The 17,072-nt window shown below is 32.9% G+C and carries 15 protein-coding genes and 1 pseudogene; 6 read left to right on the top strand and 10 right to left on the bottom strand.

All coding sequences use genetic code 11. From position 1 onward, the window contains the following. Positions 1-604: 604 nt before the first annotated feature. The 3 genes from WAZ07_RS10510 to WAZ07_RS10500 form a co-directional block, all read right to left on the bottom strand. The gene (locus tag WAZ07_RS10510; RefSeq protein WP_336472400.1) at positions 605-1,267 is read right to left on the bottom strand and encodes a CpsD/CapB family tyrosine-protein kinase; all 663 of its coding nucleotides are present in this window, start codon (positions 1,265-1,267) and stop codon (positions 605-607) included. After that, positions 1,216-1,956 (bottom strand): YveK family protein, encoded by a 741-nt coding sequence (locus WAZ07_RS10505; protein ID WP_336472399.1) that lies wholly within the window; start codon positions 1,954-1,956, stop codon positions 1,216-1,218. The genes WAZ07_RS10510 and WAZ07_RS10505 overlap by 52 nt, the downstream gene beginning before the upstream one ends. An 817-nt stretch (positions 1,957-2,773) precedes the next feature. Then, a complete protein-coding gene (locus WAZ07_RS10500; RefSeq protein WP_336472398.1) occupies positions 2,774-2,911 on the bottom strand; it encodes a hypothetical protein in 138 nt (45 codons plus the stop codon). A 438-nt stretch (positions 2,912-3,349) separates the two neighbouring features. On the opposite strand from WAZ07_RS10500, the gene WAZ07_RS10495 reads away from it, so the two are divergent. Beyond that, a complete protein-coding gene (locus tag WAZ07_RS10495) occupies positions 3,350-3,823 on the top strand; it encodes a hypothetical protein (RefSeq protein ID WP_336472397.1) in 474 nt (157 codons plus the stop codon). Positions 3,824-3,870: 47 nt separating this feature from the next. Then, positions 3,871-3,966: pseudogene (locus WAZ07_RS26395) on the top strand (bacteriocin immunity protein); the annotation flags it as partial. Positions 3,967-4,015: 49 nt separating this feature from the next. Here the strand turns inward: WAZ07_RS26395 and WAZ07_RS10490 are convergent. From WAZ07_RS10490 to WAZ07_RS10470, 5 genes are all read right to left on the bottom strand, one after another. After that, the gene (locus tag WAZ07_RS10490) at positions 4,016-5,074 is read right to left on the bottom strand and encodes a GH25 family lysozyme (protein ID WP_336472396.1); all 1,059 of its coding nucleotides are present in this window, start codon (positions 5,072-5,074) and stop codon (positions 4,016-4,018) included. Between the two features lie 72 nt (positions 5,075-5,146). Continuing rightward, positions 5,147-5,299 carry a hypothetical protein gene (locus WAZ07_RS10485; RefSeq protein WP_336472395.1) on the bottom strand — a complete coding sequence of 51 codons (153 nt, stop codon included), beginning with the start codon at positions 5,297-5,299 and terminating at the stop codon, positions 5,147-5,149. A gap of 309 nt (positions 5,300-5,608) precedes the next feature. Continuing rightward, positions 5,609-5,842, bottom strand: a complete 234-nt coding sequence (locus WAZ07_RS10480) for a hemolysin XhlA family protein (protein ID WP_336472394.1) — start codon at positions 5,840-5,842, stop codon at positions 5,609-5,611. Positions 5,843-6,268: 426 nt separating this feature from the next. Then, a complete protein-coding gene (locus tag WAZ07_RS10475; RefSeq protein ID WP_336472393.1) occupies positions 6,269-6,496 on the bottom strand; it encodes a Z-ring associated ZapG family protein in 228 nt (75 codons plus the stop codon). Positions 6,497-6,974: 478 nt separating this feature from the next. Further along, the gene (locus tag WAZ07_RS10470) at positions 6,975-8,144 is read right to left on the bottom strand and encodes a hypothetical protein (protein ID WP_336472392.1); all 1,170 of its coding nucleotides are present in this window, start codon (positions 8,142-8,144) and stop codon (positions 6,975-6,977) included. A 1,635-nt stretch (positions 8,145-9,779) separates the two neighbouring features. On the opposite strand from WAZ07_RS10470, the gene WAZ07_RS10460 reads away from it, so the two are divergent. Continuing rightward, positions 9,780-10,205: a DUF1259 domain-containing protein gene (locus tag WAZ07_RS10460; protein ID WP_090913010.1), complete on the top strand. Its 426-nt coding sequence runs from the start codon at positions 9,780-9,782 to the stop codon at positions 10,203-10,205. Positions 10,206-10,311: 106 nt separating this feature from the next. Here the strand turns inward: WAZ07_RS10460 and WAZ07_RS10455 are convergent, their stop codons facing one another. Both WAZ07_RS10455 and WAZ07_RS10450 read right to left on the bottom strand, forming a co-directional pair. Next, complete coding sequence (locus WAZ07_RS10455) at positions 10,312-10,479, bottom strand: SH3 domain-containing protein (protein ID WP_336472579.1); 168 nt, start codon at positions 10,477-10,479, stop codon at positions 10,312-10,314. A gap of 1,181 nt (positions 10,480-11,660) precedes the next feature. Next, complete coding sequence (locus tag WAZ07_RS10450) at positions 11,661-13,199, bottom strand: glycosyltransferase family 2 protein (RefSeq protein WP_336472391.1); 1,539 nt, start codon at positions 13,197-13,199, stop codon at positions 11,661-11,663. Between the two features lie 1,131 nt (positions 13,200-14,330). On the opposite strand from WAZ07_RS10450, the gene WAZ07_RS10445 reads away from it, so the two are divergent. From WAZ07_RS10445 to WAZ07_RS10435, 3 genes are all read left to right on the top strand, one after another. Continuing rightward, positions 14,331-14,888 (top strand): hypothetical protein, encoded by a 558-nt coding sequence (locus WAZ07_RS10445; RefSeq protein ID WP_336472390.1) that lies wholly within the window; start codon positions 14,331-14,333, stop codon positions 14,886-14,888. Between the two features lie 277 nt (positions 14,889-15,165). Further along, a complete protein-coding gene (locus tag WAZ07_RS10440; RefSeq protein ID WP_336472389.1) occupies positions 15,166-15,468 on the top strand; it encodes an HTH domain-containing protein in 303 nt (100 codons plus the stop codon). 595 nt (positions 15,469-16,063) lie between these two features. Continuing rightward, on the top strand, positions 16,064-16,363 hold the full coding sequence (locus tag WAZ07_RS10435) for a WGxxGxxG family protein (protein WP_336472388.1): 300 nt from the start codon (positions 16,064-16,066) through the stop codon (positions 16,361-16,363). Positions 16,364-17,072: the final 709 nt, after the last annotated feature.

Below are 17,072 nucleotides of genomic sequence, written 5' to 3'. Positions count from 1 at the left end.
TTCCAAAAACCCATAGTTAAAAGCTTTAATAAAATTTGGGCATCTAACCCAACCTCACACCACACTCTTGACGACTAGCATCTAAGGTTTATTTCAACCCACAGTATAGCCGAGTGCCTCCATTGATATTGGTAAAGAGGCATCACCATATTGAATCTTCTAAAAGAACTATTTATGTACTTTATAAAGAACGAGTTAGTTTAAAATCCTTTTATCCCGTTAAATAGATAACCTTTATATTTCCCGAATACTCCTATAGATAAATTGAACTTAATTTTTACACTTCTCAATTGAGTAACCAATCACCATTCAAATTCCCTTTATAAGACAATGTGTTTTAAGGAACTTGGCGATGAGAGGACTTATAAAAAAATATTTAGTTCAATTTATATAAATTCACTTTAATTTTTCAATATAGAAGTCGATCGCTGCTATGTAGAAAAAGTGACCTGCACCTGCTTTCTCTCCGGTTCTCACTGCGCATGTGGCAGAAAAAGGCTCCGACCACTTCAATGCATGGCCAGATGCTCTTTCCCCCTAAAAAAGAATGGTTTTATGTCGTTTTTCAAATTTGGATTTATATAGCTATATTAAACAAAAATCATTATACCTTATTGTTTAATATAGCTCCTACTAATTTTCCTTTTGTAAAACTTAATATTCTTTTAGCTTCGATCGCATCCTCATTCATAGTATGATTATAGTTTATTACTAATAATGCTCCATCACATCGATCAGCTAAAATACTTGTATCTGCTACCTCTAAAATCGGCGGAGAGTCGATTAATATGATATCATACTGCTCCATTACTTTTTGAATTAAGGTCTCCATTACTACCGAACTAAGTAGCTCAGCGGGGTTAAACGGAACTGGACCACTTGTTAATACGTGCAGTCTTCCAATTCCTGTTTTCTTTACAGCCCCCTCCATTACTTTTTCGCCACTTAAAACATTTGTTAACCCAATTGTATTTTCAAGTTGGAATATTTCGTGAATGGCCGGCTTCCGTAGGTCAGCATCAATTAGTAATACTTTCTCACCTTGTTGAGCTATAGAAACAGCAAGATTCGCTGCAACTGTTGATTTTCCTTCCCCAAATCTCGGAGAAGTAATAACTATCGTCTTGTCTTTACTATTGACAGATGAAAACTGAAGATTGGTACGAATCGTACGATATTCTTCAGCAACTTTGGAATTTGGCACAGTATGAGTAACTAGGCTTTCATTCTTTCCTTTGTCTCTTTTTCTTCTGTTTTTGAAAACCACTTGCCTATCCCCCTTAATGATATAGATTTCTTTTCACTGTATTTATCTACCATACTTCTCTCATCCATTTTAGAAATACTTCCTAAAGTAGGGATATCTAATAATTTTTCAATAGCTCGCTCTGATTTAATCGTATCATCCAAAGAATCTAGTAAAAATACGAAACCAACGCTTAACACCAAACCAACAATGAAAGCAGTCATTATCGTATTGATATGCTTTATGTTTATTGGTACAGCGTATTTCTGAGCTTTTGCTTCTGTTAAAATGTTAACACTATTAAAATTTAATATTCTTGCAGCCTCTTTCTTATAAACAGCTGCTGTAACATTTGCAATTTTAGCCGCCATTACAGGATTTGGATCAACCACATTGATTTTCACAATCTGTGAACCTTGAACAATTTCAGCGCTTATTTGTCCACTTAACGCACCTGCTGGTCTACTATTATTTAATTCTGCAGCGACTTTCTCCATCACAACCGGTTCATTTATCATTACTTTAAGCGTGTTCATACTTTCACTATTTGCTTGAATAAGTATTCTCGCAGAAGATGCGTATAATGGAGTTTTTAAGAAGATACTATAAATCGCTCCTACTAACGTAATCGTTAGTGTAACTACGACAATTATCCATAGTCGTCTTCTTATCACAGCAAATAAATTTTTAAGATTTATTTCCTTTTCCATAATTTCCCCCTACATTTTTTACAAATGAATCGAACTTTTTAAACCGACCTCACTCATAAAACATTTTGATGTATAATTTATCCATGCATAAAACGATGACTTAATAAAATACAAGTGTTCTATTTAAAATAAATTTTAGTTCTTTATACAGAACAAGTCAACATAAATATTCTATAAATACTTTTCTCTCTTATACAGATTCTTTTTCTATAAATTTGGGCATCCTGACTTGTTACACAGCCTTTTCTCAACAATTTCATACTACACTGAACCTGATGGATGAGGAACAAAACCCCCTCTACTAATGAAATATTTATATTTTTATAAATTAAAATTATAAGATGTAAGATTTACCTGAGGCTTTAAAAAATGTGAAGAATAGCTGATTTTCTTCATATTAATAGTGAAAAGTATCTATACTAAATTTTCCGTATATTTTTTCTCAATTTACTATATATTCCATACATGATAAATTTGATTTGTAAAAGGTTTCTTTTTCATTACTTCCCTTTTCAAACCTCGAAAGCAATAAGATGGATGACGACACTCATAGGAGTGTCTTTTTTTATCACCAAAATTATCACCTCCATTATTGAATACTAATAAAATGAAACTTCCATCAGTGGAAAGTTTTTTCATCTCCCACTGATGGTTAGTTGAACCAATCGGGCTTTTACGGGCAGTTATCCACCACCTATCTTCCTCGTTTCTCACCGAATCTTGAAGTGGGGGTCTTACTGCCCGTTAATGCGGGATAAAAAACAATAGATTAAAAGTACTCTAAGAAACAGCAGTTAGCATTTGCTAGCTGCTGTTTTTAATCAACCTTCCAAATAATAAAAGACCATACAACTGGCGAACCATCTTCTTCAACATATGGTGATTCTTCTGCGAAATAAAATTGCGCTATCATTGGAAGCTCTTCTCTTTTACAAATTTCTAAAATCTGCTGCATGAACAGTGAAATTTCCAAAATTTTGATACAATAGATTTATTATATCGGGGAGGGGATTTTATGAATTATGATACAGTCGCTTCGCTGTAACGTACGCAACAACTACAGCAAGCAGAAGCTACTGTAAGTAATAGATTAGTCTTAAAGAGAGTAGTTACAATTTTAGCTGCCCTATTCATTCTAACTGTAGTTTTTTCATCCATTCTAACACTCGGATTATTTCTTGTATTATGTGCAATTTATTTTTTAATAAAAGAATTTGCATCCAAAACATATTTAGGAAAAAATATGACTACTGGTAAAAAAACCAAAAGTCGATAAGGCTGAATTTAAGAGATATAAAAAAGAATTTGATGAAAGAAAAAGAAGTTCGGAACATACTGTGATATTTCTCCAGAAAAATAGTTACTTTTAAATAATTAAAGGAGGGCTTTATATATGAGTTCGAGTAATTTTTCTCCGGCAATAACATCTATTCATTTACACACAAAAAAAGATTCCTCAGAATTAATATTATATAAAGGAAAAGATAATGCTCTTAGTGTTTCATGTACAATTGGAGGGCTTACTCAAAGAACACTCCCTTACATTCATGAAACTCCTGATTATGTAGCAATATGGTTCACCTTATATCACCAACTTGGAGGAAAAGAAACAACTATTGTTAAAAGATATATCGTTGAATATGATCCAGAACAAGGCTACACTAGCAAAGATATTGATCATATTGAATTCCAAATTCCTATAGATGATGATTTTTCTAACATAGATTTCGTTAATAACTATTACTATTTACACATTAGTTATACTGGTAAACACCACGATGAAATGGGTATATCCGCATCTATTGATAACAACGAGATATTTAAAACAAAAATTCCATTTATTGTTTCAACTAACGATATTGTATAATTTTTACAACCCTAAGAGAACTTGGTGAATATAGAAATAAGCAAATTCACCCTGCTGTTTCAGACCTAATTTTCTGGGATTTTAGAGATTTGACGCCCAAAGAAGTAGTAGAGATTGTTTGGAACTACAAGAAAGAAAAAAGTAAAATATGTAAAGAGAAAGCCGCTCCCGAAAAAGGAGCGGCTTTCTTCATTATCTAATCCAGTTTACATAAGATTCATCAAAATACATCCAACCACCAGTTTTCAATCCGCCGCCATTTACGAAAATCCAATTTTCGTAACGATAGTGTACATCATATGCTCCAGCATTATTAATCTGCTCAACAACAGCATCACCTGTACTTGCACCTTTTCTGAGATTGATATCAGTACCATTTACCCAAACGACACCTTTATTTTTTCCGTCTTTATTGATTTTACAAACATCAGCACGTAACCAGTTCTTCTCCGCAATTTTGTACCAGAAATAAGAGCCATCGTAATGCCAATCAAGGTAAACGTGACCGCTTCCCTTTTTTACTTGACGCATAGCTTTTGCATCAGTAGATGGATTTTCTCGTACATTTGCAATATCTGCTGTTACAGTGATACCGCCCAAATTATTTGTTTTCCAATCTGGAGGTAAAACAACATTTTCATTATCTCCTGCAATGTTGTTACTTCCCTTACCAATAAACCATTCTAAGGTTTTATCACTATTTAAACGGTTTACATCACAATTCCCAATTCCTTCAACGTAACCACCTGTTGCATTATCAGCATATTGCCACAAATCACATGCATATACCGGTTTTGCTCCATAGCGAGGAATCCAAAGGAAATCAGCTTTTACATTTTGTAATCCATAAGAGCTGTACATATGATGAGATACGTAGAAACCTACTTTCCATCCTGCCGCTTTACAAGTATCGATGAACACTTGTGACGCTTTTGCTAGGTTAGTAGAACCGCAACTAGCTAAAGTGTCATCTTCAACATCTAGCACTAGAAATTTAGCGTTAGGGCTAACACGAGCCATAAAGTCCTTTGCTTCTACAATTGCATCTTCCACAGATACATAGCAACCATATGCATAAGCAGCATGAGGAATTCCGCGCGCTTCTAGATTCGCTACATGCTGTTTATATAGATTATCTACTTTATTTGAACCATATTGCACACGACAAATTGCTAAATCAAGATTCGGAGCAGCTACGTTCCAATTAATTTTGTCATTGTATTTTGATATGTCTACGATGTTTTTATTCATTATTCGTTATCTCCCTATATTTAGATAATAATAAAAATAAAAAAGCAATGCCTTTGGACAGTGCTCTTTGCCTCATACAGCGTTTTTATTCTTCTTTAGCACCTTTTCAACAAATCGTTTTCCCGCATCAGGATTAGAAATAACACCTGTAGCGACTAAAATTACTAGTTTGATATCTACATATCCTTGATATTGCCCAGTATTGAAATGTGGAATGGTATCCATCAGTGCCATTATAATTTAGTGAAAATAAAAAAGCAATGCTTTTTTACAGTGTTCTTTGCCTCATACAGCGTTTTTCTTCTTCTTTAGCATCTATAAACCATTTTCCCGCAGCAGGATTAGAAATAACACCCTTTTTATTTCTAATGTCCATTTTATTTAATAAAAAAGGAGCACCCGAACTAGTGGATGCCCTCAATGTGTTAAGGAGGTGAGTATTGAATAGAATAAGCGGTTAGCTTGTCCTTATCAAAATGTGACAAAAGTATCCAAAGAGAGACACTTGTCCCTCTTTTAAATACAATCAATATCTCATAATCCGACTTTCATTAACAGTCCTAATACCCCCATGACAATAGCACTGATTATGATTCTTAAAATCCAAGTCGTATTTACGCTAATTTTCTCTAATTGTTTATTGATTGTAGTAATATCTTTTTCACTAATAGTTACACGAGTTTCTAGATTACGAATATCTCTCATAATTTCTTTTTGTTCTATTCTTAGGTTCTCTAATTTTCCATTTAAATCTTCTATGTCTTCCATGTATTCACATCCTTTAGAACTTAAGACATTGCAATCTCTATATATTATGAGGCGGTTTTTTTATTGTGAATATATTCTGATTACTTCCGCGCCAAAGCCATATTTTGTTAAAAAATAAAAAGCTCTAGCTGTATTAAAGTTAGAGCTTTTTCCTATTTGCCTCTTCAAATAACGCTTTTGTACATTTCACTTAATTTAACTATTATTCGAAAAATAGGAAATATTTATTTAATGTTTTTTCTGAATACTCATGATATTATTTAGTTGCTGACACCATCCCGAGAAGTCAGCAACTGCATCCATGAACTCTACTCTCATTATATAGAGAGTAGAGTTTTTATTTATAGGGTCAATGGTCACTCCTTATCTTTCCTTATCGATACTCTATTCCACAGCAAACTGAAATAATAAAAAGACCCTTCGATTTCATACTGGCCTTCCACACTTTTTACAATAAGTAATTCTAATTCTCGTCTTATTTTCTATGTCATTATCATTCTTTATCTCTTTCAACTGTTCCATTTCTTTCTTAATTGAAGAATCAATATCATAATCCAAGTCCTTAACTTCTTTCGCTTTAAGAAACTGAATCATAATGATTAAACAAATAATTGTACCTACAATATATCCGATAAAGAAACTTAACCACATCATGATATCATTCCTCATTTCCCATATTTTTCGTCACTTAATTAGTTTATTCGACAAAAATCCACTAAATCCTACAAATAAAAAGAGCACCTGTTTCCGCAAGCGCTCTTCTTTGGGATTTGGATTACGATATTCCTTTTAACGAAAGTTAAGAGGTACAAGCAGTATATGCTCGTTCTTGTAAAAATGTGAAAAAGAGCACCCGATCTAGTGGATGCTCTCAATGTGACAAGGAGTGTGAGTATTGAATAGAACAAGTGATTAGCTTGTCCTATACTCTAATATATGCTCATCCTTCTCAAAATGTGACAAAAGCATCCGAATAGATGCTTAACTGCCTAATTTGATTATATATAGTTCCATATCGTACTCTTCTTTCAATTTTTGATAAAAGATGTGGATACTCCTCTCAGGGCTCGCCCTATGAAAAACTTAATACCAAGCTCGTTTTAAAAATCCACGGAATTTTATTACTTAAATCTTAGAAAACATCCACTTGTATGACAGTATCTGTTATATTACTTCCTGTAGAAGCTGTTAATTTTAACGAAATGCTATCTCCTGCTTGAAATGTTACAGAAACATTATTATTTATATTAGACGTCTGAGCACCAGTTAATGAAACTGTAAGAGGTGTATCTACCCCATTTTTTCGAATAGTCCAAGTATCTGTGCTTGTCCCTCCAGGAGCAACTCGAGCTCGTATTGCTAATGATTTGATAACGGCTTTTTGACTCAATCTTACAAAGACCTCTGTAGCTGAAACAGATGCTGTACCTGGCCTGTAAAAACGAGTTCCACCAGTTGGTAAACCAGCAGGATCTGCCCAAAGAATAGTAGTAGGCTGTAAAACTGTAGAAAAACTTAAATTGTTAGCATTGGAATTTATAAGATTCGCTGAACTTAAAATCATCGTTCCAGCTGTTTGAGATACATCCGCTGTAGTCCCTTGAACCGATACTAAACGCAAACTTAATTCTGCCCCCGCCCGATTCACTTCTGCCCCAATACAAGATCCTGCTCCCCCTAAACTAGTAGTGGTCAAATTAACATCCCGACAATGAAAATTATGTGGATTCGTATCAACTAATATTGCTCTTTTATTCCCTAAACCAACTGATCTTGTTGTGATAGTCGTTGCTCTTACAGCACTTATGCTATCATCTGGAGTGCCTGTCCCAAAAGAATGAATCGCATAAACATTGGAAGTTCCACTTGTTGAGGCTGTCGAATTATCTACAGTGATTACTGCCGTTCTTAATCTAGCGTTTTGTGATGTTGTTCCAGGAAAAGCAACTCCTGTTAAATTCACATGGTTAGACGAAGTTAATAGTACGGTAACATCCTCTACCCTTGTATTTTCACCCATTGTGAGTACAGTGGTATTCGATATTACATTCTGCTGACGAATTATTACCGTTAATAAACTAATCCCTCGTAATGAATTTCCATTGGGAATAACTACTGTTTCATCATAAACTCCAGGAAATACAAGAATTGTAATTCCTGTAGCCCCTATTGCGTTAATTGCTGTTATAGCACCATTAATTGTTTTAAAAGGATTTCCTCCAATGAAAGCTGTTGAATCATTTCCTGATTTCATTACTACAGCCGTATTGGTCCTAGATATCCATAATTCCTGTACACTCATCTAGTTTTATTTCTCCTTCCATCTTTTATTTCATTTTCATATAGTTGTATTATATGAACGGATAAGCAAAATGGATTCAATGGAAATCTTTAATTATAATTTTTTACATTATGTCTATATACTTATAAATCTTATATAATCAAAATACCCTCCACATTCTAAAACCTTCATTTCCAACCGTCACTTTTTAATAAAGTTCAACTTGTATAAAATCTAAAATCCCCTTATTTACCTGCATTTGGACACATTTACCAATATTATTTTTCGAAAATTCATGTTAAATTTACTTAGTCAAGTACGCCATTACTTGACACATTACCCTTAGAAGTCCCGTATACCACGGGGCTTCTTTTTTTAACCTTCCTGACTTAATCAACAAAAAATTATGTTCCCCTTAAACTGTAAATGGTTTAGATTTTGATAGACTGATACTTTACGAAGTCGATCCTTCTTTACTAAAAACAGAAAGAGATGAACAAATTTGCGGACTTATAAAAACGAATAAAAAAGAGCACCCAATTAAGTGGATGCCCTCAATGTGAAAGAGAGTGTGAGTATTGAATAGGATAGCGGTTAGCTTATCCTATACTCCAATATATGCTTGTCCTTTTCTAAATGTGAAAAAAAGCAACGGTTTTGGATGCTATATTCTTAAATCATCTTTCTTTACTCTTTCATACATTTCATTCAAATCTTCGCCAATAATACATGACAAAACCATTTTAAATGTTTTATGTGTCTTGTGAGCTAAGAGGGCTTTCTTAATCCATTTAGAAACATAAAGACCACGACACTAATACAACGTGGTCGTATATATAAATTCAATTGATCTAGTAGGACATAAAAGCATTGAAATCATTTCTAACATTTACTCTCATATGAGCGATAAAATTAATAAAAATTCTATTTTAGGGTTTGAAGCTTATATGAATAACATATTGGGGTAAATATGATGTTTTTGTGGGTGGATGAGCTTTATTGCATGGAAAAGTGTTTTAGCCACAAAAAGAAAAAAGCCCCGATACCAATAGTATCAAGGTCTCTCACTCTTAGTAAAGAGTCATATATTGATCGCGTTCCCATTGATGGACTTGTATACGGAATAAATTGGCGCAAATAGATAAAAACTCATTTTTCTATGCGAAAATGAGTTTTTAGAAGAGGTTACCTTATCAAAAAATAAGCCCTACGCAAAATAAGAAAATTGTATTTCTGACTTAACAAAATACTCATTCAATAAAGTGATTCCTAATATTATTTTTTACAGTGGCAACGTTTCTTTTTGTTTTTGCAACCACATTTATGTTTTTTGCACATGTTTTTCACCTCTTCTCTTTTAGATTTCAATATACGATATGCATGTCTGAATTAAAATGTATCAACTTGTCCCCAGAAAAAATACAATTGAATATTTAGCCTGACCATATCGAAATGATATTTTTACGTATAAACTATCTTATATCTTAAAAATTGTTGGTCATAATTGAATTAAAGGCTTTAGGCTTCAAAAATTCTTTAGTACATCTTGTTTAAGAATAAGTACTTAGTCCAAGCCTTTTCTCCGTAATATGAATATTTTACTAGAGAGAACTAGTTATATAAGTCATAATTATATATGGAAAGAAGGTTTTTTTTATGTCTTCAAATAGTTGCCACTCAAATGACTCCAAAAGCAACTTATGTAACGAATTTGCGAGGATCTTAAATGGATCTGGAATGGTTACTCCAGAAGGGGTATGCTTAGTACAAAAATTTCGTAATATCAGATTTACTATTCTTGGACGTAGAACAAAATCTCCGCTAGTTAACCCTCAATTTTTCTCGTTTGAAGATGTCGATCGTAATGGCAATGCTTTGAACTTAGGCGAAACCGTTCTTTTACAAGAAGAGGTTAACCCGTTATTAACTGAACTTCGAAAAAGAAACATTATAGTTACGGCACTTCATAATCATTGGTTATTTGAAGAGCCACGAGCTATGTATATGCATTTTGAATCCATTGAACCACCATTAGAATTTGCTAGAAAAATAAGAGAAGCATTTAAAGTATTAAAAGCATAATCTAATTTTATTTCTATTAGGGCGGAATTTAAGTCACTCCTCCCTATTTCTTTGTTTCTATAACATAATATTTCTAACTTGTCTTCATTAAAATACGTTCTGTTTATTATCTAAGCCAATTCACATAAAACTCATCAAAATACATCCAGCCTTCAACGCCTTCACCCACAACATAAATCCAGTCAGCGTATCGATAATGCACTTCATAAGCAGAACGTTTTGTAATTTTATTTATAACAGCATCACCAGTACTTGCACCTTTTCTAAGGTTGATATCAATACCATTTATTCAAACGATACCTTTGTCTTTCCCGTCTTTATTAATTTTTTCTACATCATCACGAACTCAGTTGTTTTCCGCAATTTTATACCAGAAATGAGAGTGGTCATGGTGCCAAGCAAGGTAAACATAACCACTATATTTAGCTTGTTTCGCTAAATATCCAACCATTCATCTACTTCCTCGGCCGTGCGAACACAATATAACAAAAACAATCCATATACGATGATTAACACTAACAAGATCATGCGCTTACTCCTTATCACTTACTATCTTTTAGTCGATTCATATATTGTTAGTTTAGCTATTATGCTTCAATGTAAACATTCATTTCCCTTACATCCACCTTACATTGTTGTAAGACACTCACCCCTTATCTTCCCTTAACAACAAATAAGGCGCTGTACCAATAATGGCAGCGCCTAAAATAATTACTTTTGGTTTATTCACTTTCCTCTTCATCATTCCAACCTATTTTTAATGTGATAAATATTGAAATACACGCTATAACAATTGAAGATACACTAGCCGCTATTTTAGAGTCTATATCATAATACCAAGCTGTAAAAAACATTATTATTGTAAATAGTATTCCTGACAATACAAGCCAATCTTTAACTAACCCCTTTTTCTTATTCAGAGATTCTCCACCCCCAAAATACATTATGAGACAATTTTAAACTTTTATCTTCAAATTATTATAAGTAATTTATTTCCATATAACAAACCACAATCTTTTTATTTCAAATACTAATTTTGTCCTATTCTCGTTCATTGTGTAATTTCTACATAATAAACAAGAGCACCCGAACCAGTGGATGCTCTCAATGTGACAAGGAGTGTGAGTATTGAATAGAACAAGCGATTAGCTTGTCCTATACTCTAATATATGCTCGTCCTTCTCAAAATGTGACAAAAGCACCCGTTTGGGATACTGTTTCTGTTTCACTTTTTTGCTATTGTCATTTTCATATCAATGAGACACCTGGTTCAATCTCCCTGTATGATTTCGAGCTTTTCTCAATCACTGCACAATAGACTATTAGCTACGCACTCAGCGTTCAGTAACTGGAAGAAGAATAACCCTATACATTTTTATATCTATTAACGCATCAAAAGGTACTGGAACTATTTTATATCTAGGGAAAAATTTTATATGCTTCTTGATACTTCTATTAGAATAAGCCGCGCTTTCCCATCCTTTTAATTAAATATGAGATACCTTCTATGTGATCACCTACTATTCTTGTTGTAGATGGAGGTAATTCTCCTTTATTTTTAGCAAAATGTTTATCTGGCCGAATTTTATTCATTTGATCTACTTCTACACGGTGAACATTTTTAACATTGTATCCGTCTAGAATTGTTTTCATTTGACTATACACGGGTGAAACAAGTGTCTCAAAACCAATTTCATCAATACATTTTTTACTAAATGCATGAGGTATAGCTGTTGTTGAACCAATTCCTAAATCCTTACGATCACATGCCAAATTAATTGCATACTTGCAAGCTGTAACAATATGAAACGGAAAACGATAAGCCAAATAATGTTCTAAATTATTTAATGCCAAGTCAACACCATGTTGGACCTCATAAATAAATGGTAATAAATCAGTTGCAGGAATAACAAAATCTCCATCAATAAAAAGCAAAATATCTCCTTTAGCAAAATATGCACCAACAGCGCGACCAGTATCATTCCCAAGTTCTTCTTCATAAACAATAATAGTCGCTCCATAGCTTTTGGCAACCTCTGCTGTTTTATCTGTTGTTCCATTCACTACAATAATAATTTCAAAAGGATCTATCTTTCGAACTTCTTTAATGATAGCTCCTATTACATTTTCTTCATTTTGTACGGGAATAATAATAGATACTTGTTTTCCTCCATAGTTCTGAGATCGTTTTCCCCAACCGCCAATGATTTTAGGCATATACTCTTGCTTTTTTAATTTTAAACCTTCTACAATATCTCGTTTTCTATCTCCATCTGAATAATTAGCCCTTGGATGTTGAACATCCTTAAACCATGCAGCCATTGCTTCAATATGGTTACCTATAATCCGTTTTTCTGAAACAGAAAGAGTTTTAGCAGTATTTAAATGTTGCTGAGTACTAAAACGATTAACTGAAATAACGTCTATTTGCATATCATTAAAAATTCGGAATTTTTGTTGAATAATTCTTAAATGAGCTAAAGTTGGGTTTGCTAAACTATCAACTCCAATTTTATCAATCACCTCTTTTGTCATTGCATTGGGAACAGACACTAATGAATCGATTCCTAAATCAGAACGATGAAAAAAACGATTAGTAACTTGTCGCCAAATAGTCGTTGAATGAGGTATTTGTCTTTTATAGAATATATAGTTTAAGTTGTTTAATACTACATCTGTTTTTCTCTCCATTAATGGTTTAAGAAATTGTTCTAATGTAGCAGGATCAATTGTAAAGTCGGCATCGACAAATAATAAAATATCACCTTTTGCTTCCTTTGCACCTATTGCACGACCTACATTATGTCCAAGTGGTTCATCATAAATTAATACCCTACAATGATTATCCTTTGCAATTTCAACAGATTTGTCATTACATCCATTAGCAACAACAATAATTTCAAAAGGGTTTAGTTGTTGATATGTTTGTAAAACGTCTTGTAATGTTTTTTCTTCATTGTAAACAGGAATAATAATGGATAGTTTTTTACACATAAAAATCCTTTCTTATGAATTTATTTGTATGTTTTTCATCTTATTATATATATGCCTGACCTCGTTTTTTTGTGTGAAAAATTATATTACAACTAAAGTGTATACTTACAACAATCTAATAAAAAAAGTAAGGTATTTGGGATCTTGCTTTTTGTAGAAATTTGATCCATACATATTCCCTGTTCTTCCACATCTAATACATATTGTTTTAATACTATTCCAAAGGTATGAACTTAGGATGTCAGACAGCTTATGACTTATCAACCTCACTTTTACTCAAAACAGTAAATCTCGTAAAATACGTTTATTTTTCGTTTTAAGACGTTTTATTACTTCCTAGACCATTGGCATTCAAATATAAAAATAACGTCAATTCACTGTATTTCTAACAGCTATTTCAATGTCGAAATATGTCATTTTATAATCCAAACAGCTTGTTCCATTTATTGAACTCACATCATGTATAACTTTACAAAATATGCACATGCTACAAACAGGCAACTCCTTGTATTGCAACTTTATTTGCCTATCTGTCCTCCCCCTCGAGGATGAGCAGTTAGCTTTTGCTGACTGCCTTTTTTCGTATAACGTTTCATCATCAACACATACTACACATAAGCTACCCCGTAGCGACAGCCATTCTTGAATCCTCTCTTCAACCAAGCAGTTGGCTTTTGCTAGCTGCTCTTTTATTAAGAAAACAAGACCTTTAATCTTTCTTACATATTTTCTAAAGAGAATGCACATGTTATCTATAGGCCGTTCGAACTAGCGGCTTCACTCTTTTTTGCAATGAGGAAACCAACTTATTTAATTGGGAAACCCATTGAACCCACAGGCAGGCAAGGAATCTTTGCCTGCTATTTTTTGTATAGCTTTTTTGATTTGAATCATACTATTCATGAACCAGTTTACCAATACAAGTCATTTGAGCGTTTTGAAAATCTTCCTAAGTTATTTTACTCCTCATAGGACAAGCGATTTAACTTATCCTGTTTGCATTTGAATCTATATTTTTTATTTTCCTATTCTCTATATTTAAAATTTATTTTTTTTGTATTAAATACAAAAGTTTGTAACATTATAAAGATGTTCCTCACTAATATGTGAGCACAAAAGGAGGATTTTAAAATGGACAAACGAACAGAGAAAAAAGTTGAAGCCGTGGCACGTAAAGCTGCTGATTTAGAAGTTTCACAAGAATTAACTAACCTTAAAAATCAAATTCAACAGTTACAACATTCTTTATCTCAAGCTTCTCAAGGACAACAACAAGGGCAGCAACCACAGCAAGGGTTACAACAGGCTAATCAACTAATGCAACAACTTCAGCAGTTTAGTCAACAATCTCAACAACAAATGCAACAAGCTGATCAACAATTACAGCAAACTATTCAACAAGCTATTCAAACACTAAATCAAGGATTACAGTATCTACAGGCTAATCAAACACTAAGCCAAGTAAATCAAGCTATTTCTCAGGCTCAATCACAAATAGGTGGTCAACCTGGACAGCAAATGGGCGGCCAACAAGGGCAACAAATGGGTAACCAACAAGGACAACAAATGGGTAACCAACAAGGGCAACAAATGGGTAACCAACAAGGGCAACAAATGGGTAACCAACAAGGGCAACAAATGGGTAACCAACAAGGGCAACAAATGAGCACTCAACAACAATTTCATTAAGATTTCTGCTAGCAACATAAGAAATAGTAAGTTTTCTTTATCTTATATAAAAACGAGAAAATTCCAATTTCTTTTTGTTAACTACTATTAACATTAGACAAAATTATGCAAATTCTTATAAGAGCACTTATTGAACTGTACCCCGAATCGTGGACACTTAAAAAAAGTCCATGATTCGGGGTTTTTATGTATTTTGATAAGCATTCCTCGTTATAATGAAGATAATGATAAAAGTGAGGTACAGAAAATGAGTAAAATTATTTTTAACGAAAGCTAAATGAAACAACTAGAGAAGAATGAAAATGTATTAAAAGTATCAGAACGTTCTATTAGCTATTGTCTAGATTTTAAGATAAAAGCTGTGAAAGAAAATCAAAAAGGAAAAGGTCCAAATCAAATCTTTTTAGAGAATGGATTCGATTTGGACATTATCGGTGAGAAAAAACCGAATCAATGTTTAAAACGTTGGAGAAAGACATATGAACAATTTGTGGTGAAGAAGGTTTTTATACAGAGCGTCGTGGAAAAGGAAGTACAGGGCGTCCTTCTACAAAATCATTATCATCTGATGAGAAGCTAAAGAAAGCCGAAGCCCGTATTCATCCTTTTTCACATAATAAAAAGAGCAATCCATCTAGTGGATGCTCTCAATGTGTTAAGAAGTGTTGATATTGAATAGAAAAGGTGATTACATTATCTCTTCCCTATACTTCAATATATGCTCACCCTTCTCAAAATGTGAAAAAGTAACTATACACAGTTGCCCTTTCATTAAATCTTTATACTATTACTATAAATACGGTACGTGAAGTTTTATCCTTCTCTCAATCATTTAATGTTGATATATTCCGCTGCACGTCAATCGATACGACATCAAGTGATAGAAAAAATTTTCCCAATCATGTTCTGGATTAAAGAAAATAAGTTCCTATAACTTATAAGGAACACTTTACCAAATACAGTAATTATCTCTCATAGAATATACTGTTACAAAAAATTTATTCTTATAAATAACACATATATTTCAATTAACATAATCCATTATTACCAGTATTTTTAATAATAGAAATTAAAGATGTTTATCCTAATTTCAACTCAAATGGATTTATATATTTTTAAAAGAATATTATCTAAAGGAACTGGAGACATTACTAAATATGAAAGGAGGGACAACTATGAAGAAAAAATTCTCATCTATTTTAAGTGCTCTATTACTAACTATTATGTTTTTTGGTACAAGTGTCCACGCTGAATACGATAGTAATAATAGGGATAGAGTTAACAATAATGATATTACAACTCGAGTTAATGACAATAACATGAATAGAGTTAATGATGATACTAGAACTCGAAATGTGAATACAACAAATGATTTGAATAATGATCGTGATAATGATAATAATTGGGCATGGCTTGGTTTATTAGGATTATTAGGTTTATTCGGTCTTAGAAGAAAAGAAAAAGAAACACGTTAATGTAGAACATTGTATTTAACTTTAAAAGATACTTATTTATCAAACGAATGAAACATAGATAAACTATGAATCGCCTTTAATAAGGCGATTTTTTAATTTTTCAAATCCAATAATAATTCATATAAAAACGGATACTATTCGGAAACAATTAATTCCTTAACTTGATAATAATAGAGCGGTACGTCCATTTGACAAACTAAGCTTCTTTTTTATACCGTTGCTTCACTTACCCATATCTTATATTTTGTGTAACTGCCCTAAACGTCACACCCATTTATACAAGTGAATTTATAAGCATTTCTTTTTTGCGTTACACAATACGAAAATTATGAGTAACTGTATAAGTCAAAAAAGAAATACCTATAAAAAAGGACAACCATGTATCAGTTGACCTTTCGTTAAAATATCCATACTACTATCATAACAGTTATATAACCTAACAACGCATCAGCGTTGCTCTTTAAAATAGACGATATAATTAATCAGTGTAATCTATAAACTTGATTAAGAGAGGAGAAAACAAGATGCCGAAACGTGTCGTTTGAAAATCCCAATAGCCTTTTTTATTTTTTTAACTCCCCTTATGCATAACTTTTCAAAATCTGCACATATTACAAACAGGCCACTCATAGCTGTACTCCATTTGTAGTTTTACTTTCCTCCCCCTCGAGGACGAGCAGTTAGCTTTTGCTGGCTGCTCTTTTCAATG

It is taken from the genome of Bacillus bruguierae (assembly GCF_037104725.1).
Classification (GTDB): Bacteria; Bacillota; Bacilli; order Bacillales; family Bacillaceae_G; genus Bacillus_A; species Bacillus_A bruguierae.
The sequence above is the reverse complement of the archived record's forward strand: the minus strand, read 5'-3'. Positions and strand labels throughout refer to the sequence as shown.

What these genes read in the sequence shown, in the direction of transcription:
- WAZ07_RS10460 (WP_090913010.1), top strand. Translation starts at nt 9,780, where the DNA reads ATGTCTTCAAATAGTTGCCACTCAAATGACTCCAAAAGCAACTTATGT.
- WAZ07_RS10500 (WP_336472398.1), bottom strand. Translation starts at nt 2,911, where the DNA reads ATGCAGCAGATTTTAGAAATTTGTAAAAGAGAAGAGCTTCCAATGATA.
- WAZ07_RS10505 (WP_336472399.1), bottom strand. Translation starts at nt 1,956, where the DNA reads ATGGAAAAGGAAATAAATCTTAAAAATTTATTTGCTGTGATAAGAAGA.
- WAZ07_RS10435 (WP_336472388.1), top strand. Translation starts at nt 16,064, where the DNA reads ATGAAGAAAAAATTCTCATCTATTTTAAGTGCTCTATTACTAACTATT.
- WAZ07_RS10495 (WP_336472397.1), top strand. Translation starts at nt 3,350, where the DNA reads ATGAGTTCGAGTAATTTTTCTCCGGCAATAACATCTATTCATTTACAC.
- WAZ07_RS10475 (WP_336472393.1), bottom strand. Translation starts at nt 6,496, where the DNA reads ATGATGTGGTTAAGTTTCTTTATCGGATATATTGTAGGTACAATTATT.
- WAZ07_RS10450 (WP_336472391.1), bottom strand. Translation starts at nt 13,199, where the DNA reads ATGTGTAAAAAACTATCCATTATTATTCCTGTTTACAATGAAGAAAAA.
- WAZ07_RS10485 (WP_336472395.1), bottom strand. Translation starts at nt 5,299, where the DNA reads ATGGATACCATTCCACATTTCAATACTGGGCAATATCAAGGATATGTA.
- WAZ07_RS10445 (WP_336472390.1), top strand. Translation starts at nt 14,331, where the DNA reads ATGGACAAACGAACAGAGAAAAAAGTTGAAGCCGTGGCACGTAAAGCT.
- WAZ07_RS10470 (WP_336472392.1), bottom strand. Translation starts at nt 8,144, where the DNA reads ATGAGTGTACAGGAATTATGGATATCTAGGACCAATACGGCTGTAGTA.
- WAZ07_RS10440 (WP_336472389.1), top strand. Translation starts at nt 15,166, where the DNA reads ATGAAACAACTAGAGAAGAATGAAAATGTATTAAAAGTATCAGAACGT.
- WAZ07_RS10490 (WP_336472396.1), bottom strand. Translation starts at nt 5,074, where the DNA reads ATGAATAAAAACATCGTAGACATATCAAAATACAATGACAAAATTAAT.
- WAZ07_RS10480 (WP_336472394.1), bottom strand. Translation starts at nt 5,842, where the DNA reads ATGGAAGACATAGAAGATTTAAATGGAAAATTAGAGAACCTAAGAATA.